This is a genomic window from Allobosea sp. BE125 (assembly GCF_031456075.1).
In the GTDB taxonomy this organism is placed as follows: Bacteria; Pseudomonadota; Alphaproteobacteria; order Rhizobiales; family Beijerinckiaceae; genus Allobosea.
Window position 1 is genome coordinate 430,140 of sequence record NZ_JAVDTY010000001.1, and the last position, 15,802, is coordinate 445,941.

At 65.9% G+C, this 15,802-nt stretch carries 16 protein-coding genes; 8 read left to right on the forward strand and 8 right to left on the reverse strand.

Annotated features, from left to right (window positions below; all coding sequences use genetic code 11):
- Positions 1-52: 52 nt before the first annotated feature.
- The gene (locus J2Y55_RS01965) at positions 53-1,228 is read right to left on the reverse strand and encodes an ABC transporter substrate-binding protein (protein ID WP_310147111.1); all 1,176 of its coding nucleotides are present in this window, start codon (positions 1,226-1,228) and stop codon (positions 53-55) included.
- A 296-nt stretch (positions 1,229-1,524) separates the two neighbouring features.
- On the opposite strand from J2Y55_RS01965, the gene J2Y55_RS01970 reads away from it, so the two are divergent.
- The 7 genes from J2Y55_RS01970 (at position 1,525) to paaE (ending at position 6,984) form a co-directional block, all read left to right on the forward strand.
- Positions 1,525-2,184 (forward strand): TetR/AcrR family transcriptional regulator, encoded by a 660-nt coding sequence (locus J2Y55_RS01970; protein WP_310147113.1) that lies wholly within the window; start codon positions 1,525-1,527, stop codon positions 2,182-2,184.
- Positions 2,185-2,240: 56 nt separating this feature from the next.
- Positions 2,241-3,110, forward strand: coding sequence for a phenylacetic acid degradation operon negative regulatory protein PaaX (paaX, locus tag J2Y55_RS01975; RefSeq protein ID WP_310147115.1), 870 nt, complete (start codon positions 2,241-2,243; stop codon positions 3,108-3,110).
- Positions 3,111-3,229: 119 nt separating this feature from the next.
- Complete coding sequence (gene paaA / locus J2Y55_RS01980; protein ID WP_310147117.1) at positions 3,230-4,219, forward strand: 1,2-phenylacetyl-CoA epoxidase subunit PaaA; 990 nt, start codon at positions 3,230-3,232, stop codon at positions 4,217-4,219.
- A 76-nt stretch (positions 4,220-4,295) separates the two neighbouring features.
- The gene (gene paaB, locus J2Y55_RS01985; protein WP_310147119.1) at positions 4,296-4,583 is read left to right on the forward strand and encodes a 1,2-phenylacetyl-CoA epoxidase subunit PaaB; all 288 of its coding nucleotides are present in this window, start codon (positions 4,296-4,298) and stop codon (positions 4,581-4,583) included.
- Positions 4,584-4,593: 10 nt separating this feature from the next.
- On the forward strand, positions 4,594-5,370 hold the full coding sequence (gene paaC / locus J2Y55_RS01990; RefSeq protein WP_310147121.1) for a 1,2-phenylacetyl-CoA epoxidase subunit PaaC: 777 nt from the start codon (positions 4,594-4,596) through the stop codon (positions 5,368-5,370).
- Between the two features lie 29 nt (positions 5,371-5,399).
- Entirely contained in the window at positions 5,400-5,888 is a 489-nt protein-coding gene (gene paaD / locus J2Y55_RS01995) for a 1,2-phenylacetyl-CoA epoxidase subunit PaaD (protein ID WP_310148647.1), read from the forward strand.
- 10 nt (positions 5,889-5,898) lie between these two features.
- Complete coding sequence (gene paaE, locus J2Y55_RS02000; protein ID WP_310147123.1) at positions 5,899-6,984, forward strand: 1,2-phenylacetyl-CoA epoxidase subunit PaaE; 1,086 nt, start codon at positions 5,899-5,901, stop codon at positions 6,982-6,984.
- 112 nt (positions 6,985-7,096) lie between these two features.
- Here paaE and paaK read toward each other — a convergent pair whose 3' ends face one another.
- Genes paaK through paaG form a run of 3 tightly spaced genes read right to left on the reverse strand, consistent with a single transcriptional unit; the run spans position 7,097 to position 9,744 of the window.
- Positions 7,097-8,425, reverse strand: a complete 1,329-nt coding sequence (gene paaK, locus J2Y55_RS02005; RefSeq protein WP_310147126.1) for a phenylacetate--CoA ligase PaaK — start codon at positions 8,423-8,425, stop codon at positions 7,097-7,099.
- Positions 8,426-8,449: 24 nt separating this feature from the next.
- Positions 8,450-8,866, reverse strand: coding sequence for a hydroxyphenylacetyl-CoA thioesterase PaaI (gene paaI, locus J2Y55_RS02010; RefSeq protein WP_310148650.1), 417 nt, complete (start codon positions 8,864-8,866; stop codon positions 8,450-8,452).
- A 56-nt stretch (positions 8,867-8,922) separates the two neighbouring features.
- Positions 8,923-9,744, reverse strand: coding sequence for a 2-(1,2-epoxy-1,2-dihydrophenyl)acetyl-CoA isomerase PaaG (gene paaG / locus J2Y55_RS02015; RefSeq protein WP_310147128.1), 822 nt, complete (start codon positions 9,742-9,744; stop codon positions 8,923-8,925).
- A 130-nt stretch (positions 9,745-9,874) separates the two neighbouring features.
- On the opposite strand from paaG, the gene paaZ reads away from it, so the two are divergent.
- Positions 9,875-11,914, forward strand: coding sequence for a phenylacetic acid degradation bifunctional protein PaaZ (paaZ, locus tag J2Y55_RS02020; protein WP_310147129.1), 2,040 nt, complete (start codon positions 9,875-9,877; stop codon positions 11,912-11,914).
- 219 nt (positions 11,915-12,133) lie between these two features.
- Here the strand turns inward: paaZ and J2Y55_RS02025 are convergent, their stop codons facing one another.
- From J2Y55_RS02025 to J2Y55_RS02040, 4 genes are read right to left on the reverse strand one after another with little or no spacing between them, the layout of a single operon-like run.
- On the reverse strand, positions 12,134-13,147 hold the full coding sequence (locus tag J2Y55_RS02025) for a Gfo/Idh/MocA family protein (protein WP_310147130.1): 1,014 nt from the start codon (positions 13,145-13,147) through the stop codon (positions 12,134-12,136).
- On the reverse strand, positions 13,144-14,028 hold the full coding sequence (locus J2Y55_RS02030; RefSeq protein ID WP_310147131.1) for a sugar phosphate isomerase/epimerase family protein: 885 nt from the start codon (positions 14,026-14,028) through the stop codon (positions 13,144-13,146). Before J2Y55_RS02030 ends, J2Y55_RS02025 begins: the two co-directional genes overlap by 4 nt.
- Positions 14,028-14,864: a carbohydrate ABC transporter permease gene (locus J2Y55_RS02035; RefSeq protein ID WP_310147132.1), complete on the reverse strand. Its 837-nt coding sequence runs from the start codon at positions 14,862-14,864 to the stop codon at positions 14,028-14,030. Before J2Y55_RS02035 ends, J2Y55_RS02030 begins: the two co-directional genes overlap by 1 nt.
- Positions 14,861-15,718, reverse strand: a complete 858-nt coding sequence (locus J2Y55_RS02040; protein ID WP_310147133.1) for a carbohydrate ABC transporter permease — start codon at positions 15,716-15,718, stop codon at positions 14,861-14,863. The genes J2Y55_RS02035 and J2Y55_RS02040 overlap by 4 nt, the downstream gene beginning before the upstream one ends.
- Between the last annotated feature and the right edge of the window lie 84 nt (positions 15,719-15,802).

Sequence of the window (15,802 nt, forward strand, 5' to 3'; positions counted from 1 at the left end):
GCGCCGAGGCTATGCCCCGGCCGGGGAAAGGGGTGGCCAGGTCGGCGGCGCCTCAGCGCGCGCCGACCTCGACCCAGCCGCCGTTCCTGACTTCCAGCATCCGGAAGGACTCGGTGCCCAGCCCAAGATGGTCGGTCGCCGACATCGTGTAGATTCCGGTGACGCCGACATAGCCCTTGGTGGCTTCCAGCGCGTCGCGGATCTTCTGCGGGTCGGTGCCCTTGGCCTTCTGGATCGCCTCGACCACGAGTTGAATGCCGTCGAAGGCATAGCCGCCGAAGGTGGAGACGGGCTGGCCGACGGCCTTTTCGTAGGATGTCTTATAGGCGGTCACCACCGCCTTCTGCTTGTCGGCGTCGGCGAGCTTGTCGGCGACGAGCAGGGCAGGGGCCGGCAGCCTTATGCCTTCAGCGGCGGGGCCGGCGAGATCGATGAAGCTCTTCGAGGCGACGCCATGGCTCTGGTAGAGCGGCAGCCCGATGCTGAGCTGGCCGTAGTTGCGCGTCACGATCGCCGGGCCCTGACCGAAGCCGGGGTTGACCACCGCCTGAAGTCCGGCGGTGTTCTTGATCTTGTTGAGCTGCGGCGTCATGTCGGAATCGGTCGCGCCATAGCTCTCATCGGCCACGATCGTGATGCCGTAATCCTTCACCACCCGCAGGCACTGGGTGCGCATCGACTTGCCGAAGCCGTCGGTGCCCGAGATCATGCCGATCTTGGTCAGGCTGCGCGCCTTCATGTCCTCGAAGATCTTTTCGCAGGCGGTCTTGTCGGTATGCGGCGTCTTGAACACGAAGCTGCGCACGGGCTCGATGATCTCGATCGCGCCGGCGACGGAGACGAACGGCACCTTGGCGTCCTCGAAGACCGGGATCATCGCCATGGTCGTGCCCGTCGTGGAACCGCCGACCATGGCGACGACCTTGTCATCCTCGATCAGCCGCGTCGCGAAGGTGCGCGCCTTGTTGGCATCGCCGCCATCGTCATAGAGCACGAGCTCGATCTGGCGGCCCAGCACGCCGCCCTTCTTGTTCAGCTCCTCGACATAGATCTTGAGGGTCTTCGCCTCCGGGTCGCCGAGGAAAGCTGCAGGGCCGCTTGCGGAAAGGACGGCGCCGATCTTGATCGGATCGGCGGCAAGCGCCGGCAGCGACAGCAAGGTTGTGACAGCAAGGGCTTGCAGCGCGGACGCGCGCAAGGACTGCCGTCCGAAGGCGGATTTCGTCATGGGGCGTTCCTCCAAGAAGGCCTGAGCTGGATCAAGCGCGGCGGTTGGCCCGCCGTTTTATTCCCATCGACATCGTAGCTGATGCCGATACGGTAGCAAGTTAAAATTAACCGGCCGATTGGTCAATCTTAAAAGCAAGATTTGCGCGTATCATTGATCGACCAGTCGGACAGTCTTTGGTATTCAGAAGCGGCGGGACCGATTATGCAAGCTGGAAAGCGCAAGGCGGGACCCGCGGTATCAAGTCCGGTGAACAGGGCTGCGCTGGAAGCGACGACACAGGAACACGACACGCAATGGCTCGCACTCGCGCACAAGACTACGATGCCAAGCGGCAAACGATCCTGCAGCGCGCGGCTGAGCTCTTCGCCCAGTACGGCTATTCGGGAACCTCGATCACGATGATCGCGGAGGCTTGCGGGGCCTCCAAGGCGCTGCTCTACCACTACTACCCCGACAAGGTCGCGGTGCTGTTCGACATCCTGTTCGACCATCTCAACGATCTGGTGGCCGTCGTCGAGGACGCGGCTCGTTCGGCGAAAGATCCCCAGGAGCGCCTCTACGCCTTGTCTGCCGCCCTGTTGGAAGCCTATCGCGACGCCGACGCCCAGCATCAGGTGCAGATCGCCAATCTCAAATTCCTGAGCGACGACCGGCAGGAGACGCTGCGCGCGCTGGAGCGCCAGCTCGTGGCGATCTTCGCCGACGCGATCGCCGAGGCGGTTCCGGAGGTGGGACATGGGCCCCTGCTCAAGCCGCTGACCATGTCCCTGTTCGGCATGCTGAACTGGCACTATCTCTGGTTCCGCGAGGGCAAGGGCCTGTCGCGACAGCAATATGCGTTGATGGCCTCGCAGCTCATCACCGCCGGAGCTGCGGTTGCGGCAGAGGCCGTGGCGCCGGCCGATGCCAGGCCGCTTCGGCGTCAAGCTGCATCCGCCAAGCGTGGGGCGTGATGCAGCTTATCTGTCCTGCCGCTTGCGGTTGCGGCGCCGGGCGCTACTGATCGCCGATGTCCCGCGCCACCCTCGACCCGATCCTCGACCATCTTCGCGGCGAGCCTTCGCGGACCTGGTCGATCATCATCACCATCTATGGCGACGCGATCGTGCCGCGCGGCGGCTGCGTCTGGCTCGGCACCTTGCTCGCCTTCTTCCGGGCGATGGGGCTGTCCGACGGGCTTGTCCGTACGGCCATGTCCCGGCTGGCCTCCGATGGCTGGCTGGAGCGCATCAAGGTCGGCCGCAACAGTTTCTACCGGCTGGCCGATAAGGGGCGCGACACCTTCCGGCACGCGTCGGAGCAGATCTACACGCTGCATTCGCTGCCTTGGCCGGGGCGTTTCGACATGGTGCTGTTCGATGGCGGCCCTGATCGCGAGGCCGCGAAGACGGCGATGGAGAGCGCGGGCTTCGGGATTGCCTCGCCCGGTCTCTGGCTTGCGCCAGCCGGCGCCGCGCTGCCGGAACTGGCAAACGGCGCGCTGCGCTTCCAAGGGAGCGGCGACCTCTCGACCAATCGAGCACTTGCAGCGAGGAGCTGGCCTCTCGATACCATCGCCGAAGCCTATCGCCGTTTCCAGGCAGCGTTCGAGCCGCTTGCGGCCGGCCTCGAGGGCGGCGTTCGCCTGTCCGATCTCGATGCGCTCGTCGCCCGCATCCTGCTGATTCACGAATACCGCCGGGTCGTGTTGCGCGACCCCCTCCTGCCGGCCGATATCCTGCCGGAGGACTGGCCAGGCGCATCGGCACGCAGCCTATGCGCCGCGATCTACCGCCAGGTGCTGCCCGGCTCGGAACGCTGGCTCGATCAGAACGCCAGCAATGAGAGCGGCGAGCCACTGCCGCGTTCAAGCGAGACCGAGAGCCGGTTCACGACTTAACCTCAGGCCTTCGCTGCGCGGTCGCACGCTTCATCGCGCGACGACATGTTACAGAAAATTGTTGACATGAATTTTTCTGTCACATATAAATTGGACCAACGAAAAAAGAGGAGGAGCGCATGTATACGCAGGCCCTCAACACCAGCCCCGATTCCGGCGAACGCCAGCTCGAGGATGCCGGTCTCGCGGCCCGGTTCCAGGCCAGGGTCGATGCCGAGGAGCGGATCGAGCCGAACGACTGGATGCCGGCGGCCTATCGCCGGACCTTGACCCGCCAGATCTCGCAGCACGCCCATTCCGAGATCGTCGGCATGCTGCCGGAGGGCAATTGGCTGACGCGGGCGCCGTCGCTGCGCCGCAAGGCCGCCCTGCTGGCGAAAGTCCAGGACGAGTGCGGCCACGGCCTCTATCTCTATGCCGCCGCCGAGACGCTTGGCTCGTCGCGCGAGGAACTGGTCGACCAGCTTCTGAGCGGCAAGGCCAAGTACTCCTCGATCTTCAACTATCCGACGCTGACCTGGGCCGATATCGGGGCGATCGGCTGGCTCGTCGACGGCGCGGCGATCATGAACCAGATCCCGCTCTGCCGCTGCTCCTATGGCCCTTACGCACGCGCCATGATCCGGGTCTGCAAGGAGGAATCCTTCCACCAGCGCCAGGGCTACGAGATCATGCTGACGCTGTCGCGCGGCACGCCCGAGCAGAAGGAGATGGCGCAGGATGCGCTCAATCGCTGGTGGTGGCCCTGCCTGATGATGTTCGGGCCGCCCGATGCCGCCAGCCTGCACTCCGACACCTCGACGCTGTGGAAGATCAAGCGCTTCTCCAATGACGAGCTGCGCCAGAAATTCGTTGATGCCACCGTGCCCCAGGCGCGGATTCTCGGGCTTTCGCTGCCGGACCCGGAGCTTCGCTTGGATGAGGAGACCGGGCATTGGCGCTATGGCGAGATCGACTGGGACGAGTTCAAGCAGGTGATCGCCGGTAACGGCCCGTGCAATCGGGAACGGCTGGCGGCGCGGCGCAAGGCCCATGATGAAGGCGAGTGGGTGCGCGAGGCGGCGCTGGCTTACGCGCAGAAGCAACGCGGCAAGGCGCTCGCCGCCTGAGCGAGCACCGTCGGCGGACTGAGCAAACACGACAGAAAGCGCGCCGGCAAAGGCAGCGCGGCAAGGGAGATGACGCATGGCCGGGCCGATGATGCCGCTCTGGGAAGTCTTCATTCGCAGCCGTAACGGGCTCGCGCACAAGCATGTCGGCTCGCTTCATGCCGCAGACGCCACGCTGGCGCTCCAGGCGGCGCGCGACGTCTATACGCGCCGCGGCGAAGGGCTTTCGATCTGGGTCGTGCCATCGACCGCCATCATCGCTTCGGACCCGAGCGATTCCGGCATGATGTTCGAACCGGCGGAGACAAAGATCTACCGGCATCCGACCTTCTACGAAGTGCCCGACGATGTCGGGCATATGTGAGGACATCGCCATGCCCGTCGCATCGATCTCCGTCTCCGACGCGCCGCTGCTGCGCTACACCCTGCGGCGCGCCGACGACGCCCTGATCCTGGGTCATCGCCTCTCGGAATGGTGCGGCCACGCGCCGATGATGGAAGAGGACATGGCGCTCGCCAATATGGGCCTCGACCTGATCGGGCAGGCCCGCTCGCTTTACGCCCATGCGGCCAAGGTCGAAGCCGCCGGCCGCGACGAGGACGCCTATGCCTATCTGCGCGACGTGCGCGGCTACGGCAATCTCCTCCTGGTCGAGCAGCCCAATGGCGATTTCGCCCAGACCATGCTGCGCCAGTTCCTCTACTCGGCCTTCATCGATCCGTGGTGGCGGGCCATGATGGCCAGCACCGATGCGACGCTGGCTGCGATCGCCGCCAAGGCGGAGAAGGAGACCGCCTACCATCTGCGGCACGCCTCGGAATGGGTGGTGCGGCTGGGCGACGGCACGCCAGAGAGCCACAGGCGGGCGCAGGCCGCGCTCGATGCGCTCTGGCCTTTCACCGGGGAGATGTTCGAGGTCGATCCGGCCGAGCGGGAGCTGATCGCAGAAGGCGTCGCGGTCGATCCCGAGAGCCTGCGCGCCGGTTGGCGCGAGACCGTCGTCAGCGTGCTGTCCCAGGCGACGCTTGCCGTGCCGCAAAACGACTGGATGCAGAAGGGCGGGCGCAACGGCCATCATACCGAGCATCTCGGCCATCTCCTGAGCGAGCTGCAATATCTGCAGCGCGCCTTCCCCGGTGCCGTCTGGTGAACGCCGTCGCGCGCGATCGCGTTGCCGCTGTGATCGACGAGGCTCGGCTCGACGAGGTCCGGCGGATCGCCGGCGCCGTCGTCGATCCGGAAATTCCGGTGCTGTCGATCGCCGATCTCGGCGTGCTGCGCGAGGTGCGCCTCAATGACGGCAGGGTCGAGGTCCTGATCACGCCGACCTATTCGGGCTGCCCGGCGATGACGATGATCGCGCTGGAGATCGAGCTCGCGCTGGAGCAAGCCGGCTTCGGACCCGCTACGGTGACGACAGTGCTGTCGCCGGCCTGGACCACCGATTGGATGAGCGAAGAGGGCAGGCGCAAGCTGACGGAATACGGCGTCGCGCCTCCTGCCAGAAGCGCCGGGCGACGGGCGCTTTTTGGTGTGGAAGAGGTCGCCTGCCCGCAATGCGGCTCGCTCGATACATCCCGGCTCGCCGAATTCGGCTCGACCTCATGCAAGGCGCTTTGGCGCTGCAATGCCTGCCGAGAGCCGTTCGACTATTTCCGCTGCCATTAGTAGGGGCGCCATGTCCACCGCCACACCCCGCTTCCATCGCCTGGCCGTCCGCGACGTGAAGCGCGAGACGCAGGACGCCGTCTCGATCGCCTTCGCGGTGCCCGAGGATCTTGCCGCCGATTATCATTTCGCACCCGGCCAGTATCTGACCCTGCGCGCGACGATCGAAGGCGAGGACACGCGCCGCTCCTACTCGATCTGCTCGGGTCCGCAGGACGGCGAACTCAGGATCGCGGTCAAGCAGGTCGATAACGGCCTGTTCTCGACCTGGATCAACGGCAGTATCGCCATCGGCGACGCAGTCGATGTGATGACCCCGACCGGCCGCTTCGGCCTGGAACGCGATCCGGGCGATGGGCGGATCCATGTCGGCTTCGCTGCCGGCTCGGGCATCACGCCGATCCTGTCGATCATCCGCGGCGTGCTGCAGCGCGAGCCGACGAGCCGCTTCTTCCTGTTCTATGGCAACCGCTCGACGCAAGACATCCTGTTCCGGGCGAGCCTGGAGGAGATGAAGGATCGCTTCCTCGGGCGGCTTGCGATCTTTCACGTGCTGTCGCGCGAGGAGCAGGATCTGCCGATCCTGAACGGACGGCTCGACGGCGAGAAGGCGCGGCTCCTGCTGCGCAGCATCGTCCCGGCGGCGACGGTCGATCATGTCTTCATCTGCGGCCCGGCCGCGATGAGCGAGGATTTGGAAACGACCCTAAAGGAGATCGGCATCGCCGGGGACGCCATCCATGTCGAGCGCTTCGTCTCGGCGCTTGGCGGCCGGCCTCGGCCGAAACCCGTCATCGTCGAAGCGAGCGCTCCGCCCGCCCATCTCGGGGCGATGATCGTCGATGGCAAGCGCCGCGAAATCCCGATCGCCGCAGGCGAAGCCATCCTCGACGCGGCATTGCGCGCCGGCATGGACCTGCCCTTCGCCTGCAAGGGCGGCATGTGCTCGACCTGCCGGGCCAAGCTCGTCGAGGGCGAGGCGCAGATGACGGTGAACTACTCGCTGGAGCCATGGGAGCTCAAGGCCGGGTTCATCCTGACCTGCCAGGCGCATCCGACCAGTGCGCGGGTGGTGGTGGATTTCGATCAGGTTTGATCACAGCGCGCCCGTGCGTCATTGCGAACGCAGTGAAGCAATGCAGGGGCCGCCGTGCTCCACGTCCCCCTGGATTGCTTCGCCGCGCTCGCAATGACGGGAACGGCTGGCCTTACCCTTTCGGGCGCTTGTCGATCACACGCTTGGCCTTGCCGGCCGAGCGCTCCAGCGTTCCGGGAGGCTGGATGACCACTCGTGTGGTGATGCCGATCGTGTCCTTGATCCGCGTCACCAGCCGCTCCGCCTGAACGGTCAGGCCGGCACTGTCCCACATCCCCTCACGAGCCTCGGCCAGCACCGTCATTTCGTCCATGCGGCCCTCGCGCGTCAGCTCGATCAGGAAATGGCCGGCGCACCAGTCGGTGGCGAGCAGCGCTTCCTCGATCTGGGTCGGGAAGACGTTGACGCCGCGCAGGATCATCATGTCGTCGCAGCGCCCGGTCACCTTCTCCATGCGCCGCATGCCGGGTCGGGCCGTGCCCGGCAGAAGCCGGGTCAGGTCACGGGTGCGATAGCGGATGATCGGGAAGGCTTCCTTGCTGAGCGAGGTGAAGACCAGTTCGCCCGGTTCGCCGTCGGGCAGCACCGCTCCCGTCTCGGGATCGATCACCTCGGGCAGGAAGTGATCTTCCCAGACGTGCAGACCATCCTTGGTCTCGACGCATTCCTGGGCGACGCCGGGGCCGATCACCTCCGACAGGCCATAGATGTCGGTGGCGTCCATGGCGAAGGCCTGCTCGATCTCCTCGCGCATCGCATTGGTCCAGGGTTCGGCTCCGAAGACGCCGAAACGCATCGAACTCGCGCGCGGATCAAGCCCAGCCTTGGCGAAGCCGTCCAGGATGGCGAGCATGTAGCTCGGCGTCACCATGATGACCTCGGGCTTGAAATCCGTGATGAGCTGGACCTGGCGCTCGGTCATGCCGCCCGACATCGGCACGACGGTGCAGCCGAGCCGCTCGGCGCCGTAATGGGCCCCTAACCCGCCGGTGAACAGGCCGTAGCCATAAGCGACATGCACCATCATGCCCGGGCGCGCGCCGGCGGCGCGCAGCGAGCGCGCCATGACATCGGCCCACATATTGATATCGGCCAGCGTGTAGCCGACCACGATCGGCCTGCCGGTGGTGCCCGACGAGCCGTGGATGCGGGCGAGTTTCTCACGCGGCACCGCGAAAAGCCCGAAGGGATAATTGTCGCGCAGATCCTGCTTCACCGTGAAGGGAAACTTGGCGAGGTCCGAGAGCTGGCAGAAATCGGAGGGGTGGACGCCGGCCGCATCGAAGGACCGGCGATAATGCGGCACGTTCTCGTAGGCATGCCGCAGCGACCATGCCAGGCGCTCACGCTGGAGTGCCATGATCTCGTCGCGAGAGGCGCGCTCCGCCGCGTCGAGCCCGTCCTTCACCGCACCGTCATACGCCATTGCATGAAGCGCCATGGTCGCCGTCTCCTTCCCTCAAGCTTATGATCGGATCGCGCTCTGCGGCGCGTTGGCGGCAGGCTCGATGAACGAGCCGCCGATGGTGCGGGAATGCCCGCGGAACTCGGCGATCGTCTTGCCGTCGCTGGTGACGCGGACATCGTAGATCCCGGAGCGGCCGCTGCGCGAGACTTCACGGGCGGCGGCGACCAGACGGTTTCCGGCCTTGCCCGGCGCGATATAGGAGATGCTGCAATGGGCGGCGACGGTGGTCTCGCCATAGGAGTTGCAGGCGAAGGCAAAGGCGCTGTCGGCGAGCGCGAAGATGAAGCCGCCATGGGCCGTGCCGTGGCCGTTGGTCATCTCGGGCGAGATCGACATCGCCAGCACGGCCTCGCCCGGTCCGGTCGAAAGGATTTCCATCCCCAGCGCCTGGCTCGCCTTGTCGCTGGCCCACATCACCTGGGCGGCGCGACGCGCGATCTCCTCCGGCGAGGGAGTGGCGATCGGCGCGCTCACGAGTCGCGCCCGGAAAAACGCGGCGGTCGCTTCTCCATGAAGGCGCTCACCCCCTCGCGATAATCCGGTGTGCGGCCGGCCTTGCGCTGGAAATCGCGTTCAAGGTCGAGCTGCTCGTCCAGGCTATTCTCTTGCGCGGCATCGAGCGCCTGCTTGATCAGGCTGAGCCCTTGCGTCGGTTGCGTCGCAAGATGCGCGGTCAACCGTTCGGCCTCTTCCTGCAGGGTCGCGTCCTCGACGGTTTTCCAGATCAGGCCCCAGGCTTCGGCGGTCTCGGCCGGGAGAGGTTCCGCCAGCATGGCAAGCCCGCGCGCCCGCGCCGAACCGACCAGCCGAGGCAGGAAGAAGGTTCCGCCTGAGTCCGGGACAAGGCCGACCTTGACGAAGGACTGGATGAACTTGGCCGAGCGGGCGGCCAGCACGATATCGCAGGCGAATGCGACATTGGCACCAGCGCCAGCGGCGACGCCGTTGACGGCGCAGATCACCGGCTTTCGCAAAGCGCGCAGCCGCCGCACCAGCGGGTTGTAGAAGGCCTCGATCGTCGCGCCGAGATCGTGCGGTCCATCGCCGCCGAGACGGTCGCTCAGATCCTGCCCGGTGCAGAAGCCGCGACCGGTGCCGGTGAGCAGAACCGCGCGACAGCGCTCGTCTGCGCTGGCCTCGTCGAGGGCCGCGGCCAAGGCTTGGTGCATGGCTTCGTTGAAGGAATTCAACCGCTCCGGGCGGTTCAACGTCAGCTTGGTCCAGCCGTCGCGCTGGTCGACGAGAAGCACGGGCTCCAAGTCTGTCGTCGGCAAGCCTGTCTTCGGCTGCATCGCTATCCTCCCTGGGGTCGGGCTCTTCAGAGCCTCTTGAATTAACCGGCCGATCGGTTAATCTTTTACGCAAGGAGCTCGCTTGTCAACCGCGAACGCAAGGCTCCGCTGACCGGGAGGACTCTGAGCCATGACCGCCATCCTGAAAAGCTACGCGCTCGACCAATGGTTCGAGGCATCCTCGGGTCTCGTCGATATTCCCAGCGCAATCGATGGCCGGGTTGTCGCGCGCGCTTCCAGTGCCGGGCTCGATTTCGCTGCGGTGGTTGCGCATGCACGCGATGTCGGCGGACCGGCTCTGCGGGCGCTGAATTTTCATCAGCGGGCCGATCTGCTCAAGGCGCTGGCGACCTATCTCAATACGCATAAGGAGCCGCTCTACGCTTTGGCCGCCGAGACCGGTGCGACGAAGCGCGACAACCTGATCGATATCGACGGCGGCATCGGCACGCTGTTCGCCTATGCCTCGCGCGGGCGGCGGGATCTGCCGAGCGAGCGTTTCGTCGTGGAAGGCGCGAGCGAGGCGCTGTCCAAGGGCGGCAGCTTCGTCGGCGTGCATGTGCTGACCCCGCTCCAGGGCGTCGCCGTCCACGTCAACGCCTTCAACTTCCCGTGCTGGGGCATGCTGGAGAAGCTCGCGCCCGCGTTGATCGCCGGCGTTCCCGTCATCACCAAGCCTGCGACGGCGACGGCCTATGTCACCGAAGCCGTCATCCGGCTGATTGTCGAGTCCGGCATTCTGCCGGCGGGCGCCTTGCAGTTCGTCTGCGGCGCGACCGGCGACCTGCTCGACCATCTCACGGGACAGGATGTGCTCTCCTTCACCGGCTCGCTCGGCACCTCGGAGAAGCTGCGCAACCATCCGGCCGTCTCGCGCAACGCCGTACGCTTCATCGCCGAGCGCGATTCCCTCAATGCCGCGGTGCTCGGCCCGGACGCAGGTCCCGGCACACCCGAATTCGATCTCTTCGTGAAGGAGGTCGTGCGCGAGATGACGGTGAAGGCAGGCCAGAAATGCACGGCGATCCGCCGCATCTTCGTTCCGCGTGAGCTGGAGACAGCCGTCGGCGAGGCGCTGACCGCCCAGCTTGCCGCGATCAAGCTCGGCGATCCGCGCCTCGATGAGGTCCGCATGGGGCCACTGGTGAGTCTGGCCCAGCGCGAAGACGTCCGCGCGAAAGTGGCTGAGATCGCAGGCGAGGCCGAGATCCTGTGCGGCGATCCGGCAGGCGCCACCGTGATCGGCGGCGATATCGCGACGGGCGCCTTCATGCAGCCGGTGCTGCTGCGTTGCGCCAAACCGCGTGAGGCGCGCCATGCGCACACGACGGAAGCCTTCGGCCCCGTCGCCACCTTGATGGGCTATGGCAGCCTGAATGAGGCCGTCGCGCTGGTGGCGATGGGCGAGGGCAGCCTGGTGGCGTCGGTCTTCACCTACGACCAGGGGGTGGCCGAAGCGCTGATCTTCGGCATGGCCTCCTATCATGGCCGCCTGCTCGTCATCGACCGCGACTGCGCCAAGGAATCGACCGGCCACGGTTCGCCGCTGCCATATCTGCTCCATGGCGGTCCCGGTCGCGCCGGCGGCGGCGAGGAGCTCGGCGGCCTGCGCGGCGTGTTCCACTACATGCAGCGCACGGCCTTGCAGGGCTCGCCCGGGCGCCTCTCGTTGCTGACGGGCAATTGGATCAAGGGCGCTCCCGCGCCGGTCGCGGCAACCCACCCTTTCAAGCTGGACTTCGACGCCCTTACGGTCGGCGACACGGTCGAGACCGGTGCGCGCGCGATCACGCTCGACGACATCGAGCATTTCGCCCATTTCAGCGGCGACACCTTCTATGCGCATATGGACGAGGAGGCGGCCAAGGCGAACCCGTTCTTCCCGGGCCGCGTCGCCCATGGCTATCTCATTCTCGCCTTCGCCGCGGGTCTTTTCGTCGATCCGGCGCCGGGACCGCTCCTGGCCAATTACGGCCTCGACAACCTGCGCTTCCTCAAGCCGGTCTCGCCGGGCGACACGATCCGCGTCCGCCTCACGGTCAAGCAGAAGCAGGCGGCACGGAAGCCGGAATATGGCGAGGTGCGCTGGGACGCCGAGGTCTTCAACCAGGATGGCGAGACCGTCGCGCGTTACGAGCTGCTGACGATGAGCGCGCGCGTCGCAGCGTAGTCGAAGCCGTCACCGCTTGTGGCGTCTGCGGTTATTGCGGGCCGGCTGGCCACTTACCCGAGCTTCCCCGGCGCCTTTCCCTGGCGTGCGAAGGCCTCGTTTCGGGCAAGACGCCGACGTCCGCTACTGATGCAGGGCGGTTTCGTCGGCCCATTGCGGACGTGATCGGCCAGCTCTGGTCGAACGCGAATGCCCTCGCTTTTCGAACTGACGCGGCGCCTATTCGGAAGCCGCGATGGTCCGTTCGAGCAGGGCCATGGCTGCGGCGCCATCCGCCGCGCTCGGCGCCGCGGTCGGTTCGCCCCGCGCGGCCCGGACGAAGTCGCCGAGCAGAGCGTGATAGCCCTTGTGATCTTCATTGGCGGCGGCCGTGAAATTAGGCTCCCAGACCAGCGTATCCTGCCCGTCGATCAGGCTCGCCTCGGGTTTCGAGACCTTGAAGGGCGGATTGCGGAAATAACGGACCTCGTGGAGGTTGCGCACCTCGACGCGGGCATGGTCACCCATGACCTGCCACCATTCCATCGGCGTGCCGCGCGATTGGTGCGTACCCATGACGAGCGTGCCGATGCCGCCATTGGCGAAGCGGAAATCGACATGGAGCAGCAGCTTGCCCGGCGCCAATTCGTGTCGCCTTGCGCCGACCGAGGCGACCTGCCCCATCAAATGCGGCACCAGATCGAAATAATGCACGCAATGATGCAGATAAAAGCCGGAATAGTCCGGGTTGTTGGCAAAGTAGGTCGGCGCGGTCATGTACTGCCCGAGGAAGCTCGCCGTTTCCCCGAACTCGGTTGAGCCGATGACATTCGCCGCGATGCGATTGGCGGTCGAGTAGCGCTTCATGAAGCCGAGCACGACCGGTACCTTCCGGCTTGCCGCAGCGGCGGCCAGTTCGGCCGCCTGCTTGGCCGTCGGCGCCGGCGGCTTCTCGATGAAGAGCGGCAAGCTGCGCGCGATGGCCGCCAGTCCGATCTCGTGATGCAGGCCGGGGCCGACGGCAAGCCCGACAGCGTCGAGATCGTCGCGCGCGAGCAGGTCGCGCCAGTCGCGCAGACGGCTGGCCTCGGCGACGCCATAGCGCCGGCTGGTTGTGTTCAGCCGCTCCTCATCCGTGTCGCAGAGCGCGACGATTTCGACATCATGCCGTGTCAGTTGCGGCAGCAGCATTTCGTTGGCGTGGGTGCCGCAGCCGATCCAGCCGATGCGCAGCGTGCTTGGGGGGGCGGTCATGCCGTCCTCCCGGCGAAGGCGAGCGCGGCCTTGAGGAAGGCGATGCTGGCGGCCAGCGGTTCGTCCTCGTTTCCTGTCGGCGCGCGCCATTGGGCGAGCGGCGTGCCGGCCCGCTCATCGCTGCGCCGGAAGGGTTCGAGCACGATCGGCCCGCGATAGGCGACGTCGCGCAGGGCTCGCGCGATCGCGGGCCAGTCGATATGGCCGGAGCCGACGAAGCCGCGGTTGTTCTCATTGGCCTGGAAATGCACGAGATGCGATCCCGCCCTGCGGATGGCATCAGTGAGATCGAATTCCTCCATGTTCATATGGAAGGTGTCGAGCATCACGCCGACAGCCGGGCTGCCGACGCGCTCGACGATTTCGAGCGCGTGGCGGGTCGTGTTGCAGATATCGGTCTCGAAGCGGTTGAGCGGTTCGACGCCGAACAGGATGCCGGAATCGGCAGCGCGCCGGCCGGCTTGCGCGAGCCCCGCGACGATGGCGTCGATGCGGCGTTTGCGTTCGCTCTCATCGACAGGGGCGGGCGCCCGACCAGCGAAGACCAGCGGAGCGCCATAGAGTGGGCCGCCGACGATGGTGGCGCCCAAGGTAGCGGCGATATCGACGCAAGCTTCCAGATAGGCGATGCCGGCCTTGTGCGCGCCGATCTCGGCGCTGGCGAGGTCGCGGCTGAGATTGACCCGGGCGGCCAGCACGCAGGACAGGCCGGCATCCCTGATCGCTGCGCGGGTCTCCACAAGATCGAGCTCGCCCGGCTCAGGCACCAGGAGCTCGACGACATCGGCTCCGGCCCGTTTGATCCGCTGGAAGCAGTCGAAATGCTCGCGCGCGAAGGGCCGCGCATAGAACATCGAGATGACCCCGATGGAATTCGTCATCATGATTTCACCGCTCCGGCCGTGAGTCCGCCCACGAGCCGCCTTTGCACCAGGAGAAAGAGGAAGGTGACCGGCAGCGCAATCAACGTGCCGCCGGCCGTGAGAAGGCCCCACTGGATGGTGAATTCGCCGATGAAGAGCTGCAGCGCGACCGTGACGGTGCGCACCGCCTGGCCCGAGAGCATCATGGCGAAGAGATATTCGTTCCAGGAGGTGATGAAGATGTAGATGCCCGCGGTGACGACGCCGGGCATCAGCAACGGCAGGATGATGAGGCGGATGGTCTGGAGGCGGCTGGCGCCGTCGATCATCGCCGCTTCGTCGAGATCCTTGGGGATCGCGTTGAAATAGCTGGTCAGCATCCAGATCGCGAAGGGGATCGAAAAGGTCGAATGACCGAGAATGACGCCGAGAAAGGTGTCGATCAGCCCGAAACGGCGCATCATCAGGAAGAGCGGGATGATGAGCAGCACGACCGGGAACATGTTGATGACGAGGAAGCCGGTCAGCAGGCCCTGGCGGCCGCGAAAGCGGAAGCGCGAGAAGGCATAGGCCGCCGGGATGCTGACTCCCAGGCCAAGCAGGCTGGCGCCGATCGCGATCATCAGGCTGTTGCCCAGGCTGCCGGCGAAGTTCGTGCGTGCGATCAGGTCGCTGTAATGCTGGAGCGTCGGCTCGCGCGGCCAATAGGTCAGGGGCCAGGTCGAGAGCTCGACTTGGGGTTTCAGCGAGGTCAGGATCATCCAGCCATAAGGGCCAAGCGCGAAGAGGACGATCAGGAGGACGGGAAGCTCGACCTCCAGAATGCGCCGGGTGCGAGAGCGGCGCTCGATCATGTCTCGATGCTCCTCGCGGCCTGCCGGACATAGAGGAAGACGACGCCCAGCAGCATCGCTGTGAGGATCAGCGCCAGCGCCGCGCCATAGCCGAACTCCATGCTGCTCGAAGCGCGCAGGAAGGCGTAGAGGGGCAAAGTGTGGGTCGCGTAGCCTGGCCCGCCACCCGTCATGACCAGGATGACGTCGAGCGAATTCGCCACCCAGATCGTGCGCAGCAGCAGGGCGGTGGCGATCACGTCGGCGATTGCAGGCAGGGTCACGTGGAAGAGTCGTTGGGGCCCCGTGGCGCCGTCGATCTCGGCCGCTTCGTAGAGTTCGGCCGGCACGGTCTGCAAGCCAGCCAGGATGGTCACGGCGAAGAAGGGGAACCCCTGCCAGATCAGGGCCAGCATGATGGCGTAAAGCGCAGTGTCGGGCCTCGCCAACCAGGCGATCGGCGCCGCGATCAGGCCAAGGCGCATCGCGATGTCGTTGATGACGCCGAGGTTGAAGTCGTACATCCAGGTCCACATCAACCCGATGATGACGCTCGGCAGCGCCCAGGGGATGATGACGAGCGACCGCGCCAGCCCGCGCCACCAGAAGCTCTGGTTGAGCAGCAAAGCCGCGGCGAGCCCAAGCAGGAATTGCAGTCCGACGACGCCGATGATCCAGATGAAGGATTGGCCGAGCGAAATCCAGAAGACCTCGTCGCTGGCGATCTTGGCGAAATTGCCGAGCCCGATGAAGCGGGCATTGTCGGGGTCGTAGAGCAGGTAGTCCTGCAGGCTGAGCCAGGCCGTCTGCGCGACGGGGACGAGCACGACGCCTGCCGTGACCAGAATGGCCGGGAGCAGGAACCAGAATGGCATCGCGCCGCGCCCAAGGGGCGGCCTGCCTCTGTCCGTGGTGGTGAGCGAAGCCACGATGCGAGCCTGTCGAAACGAGGGCAAGGG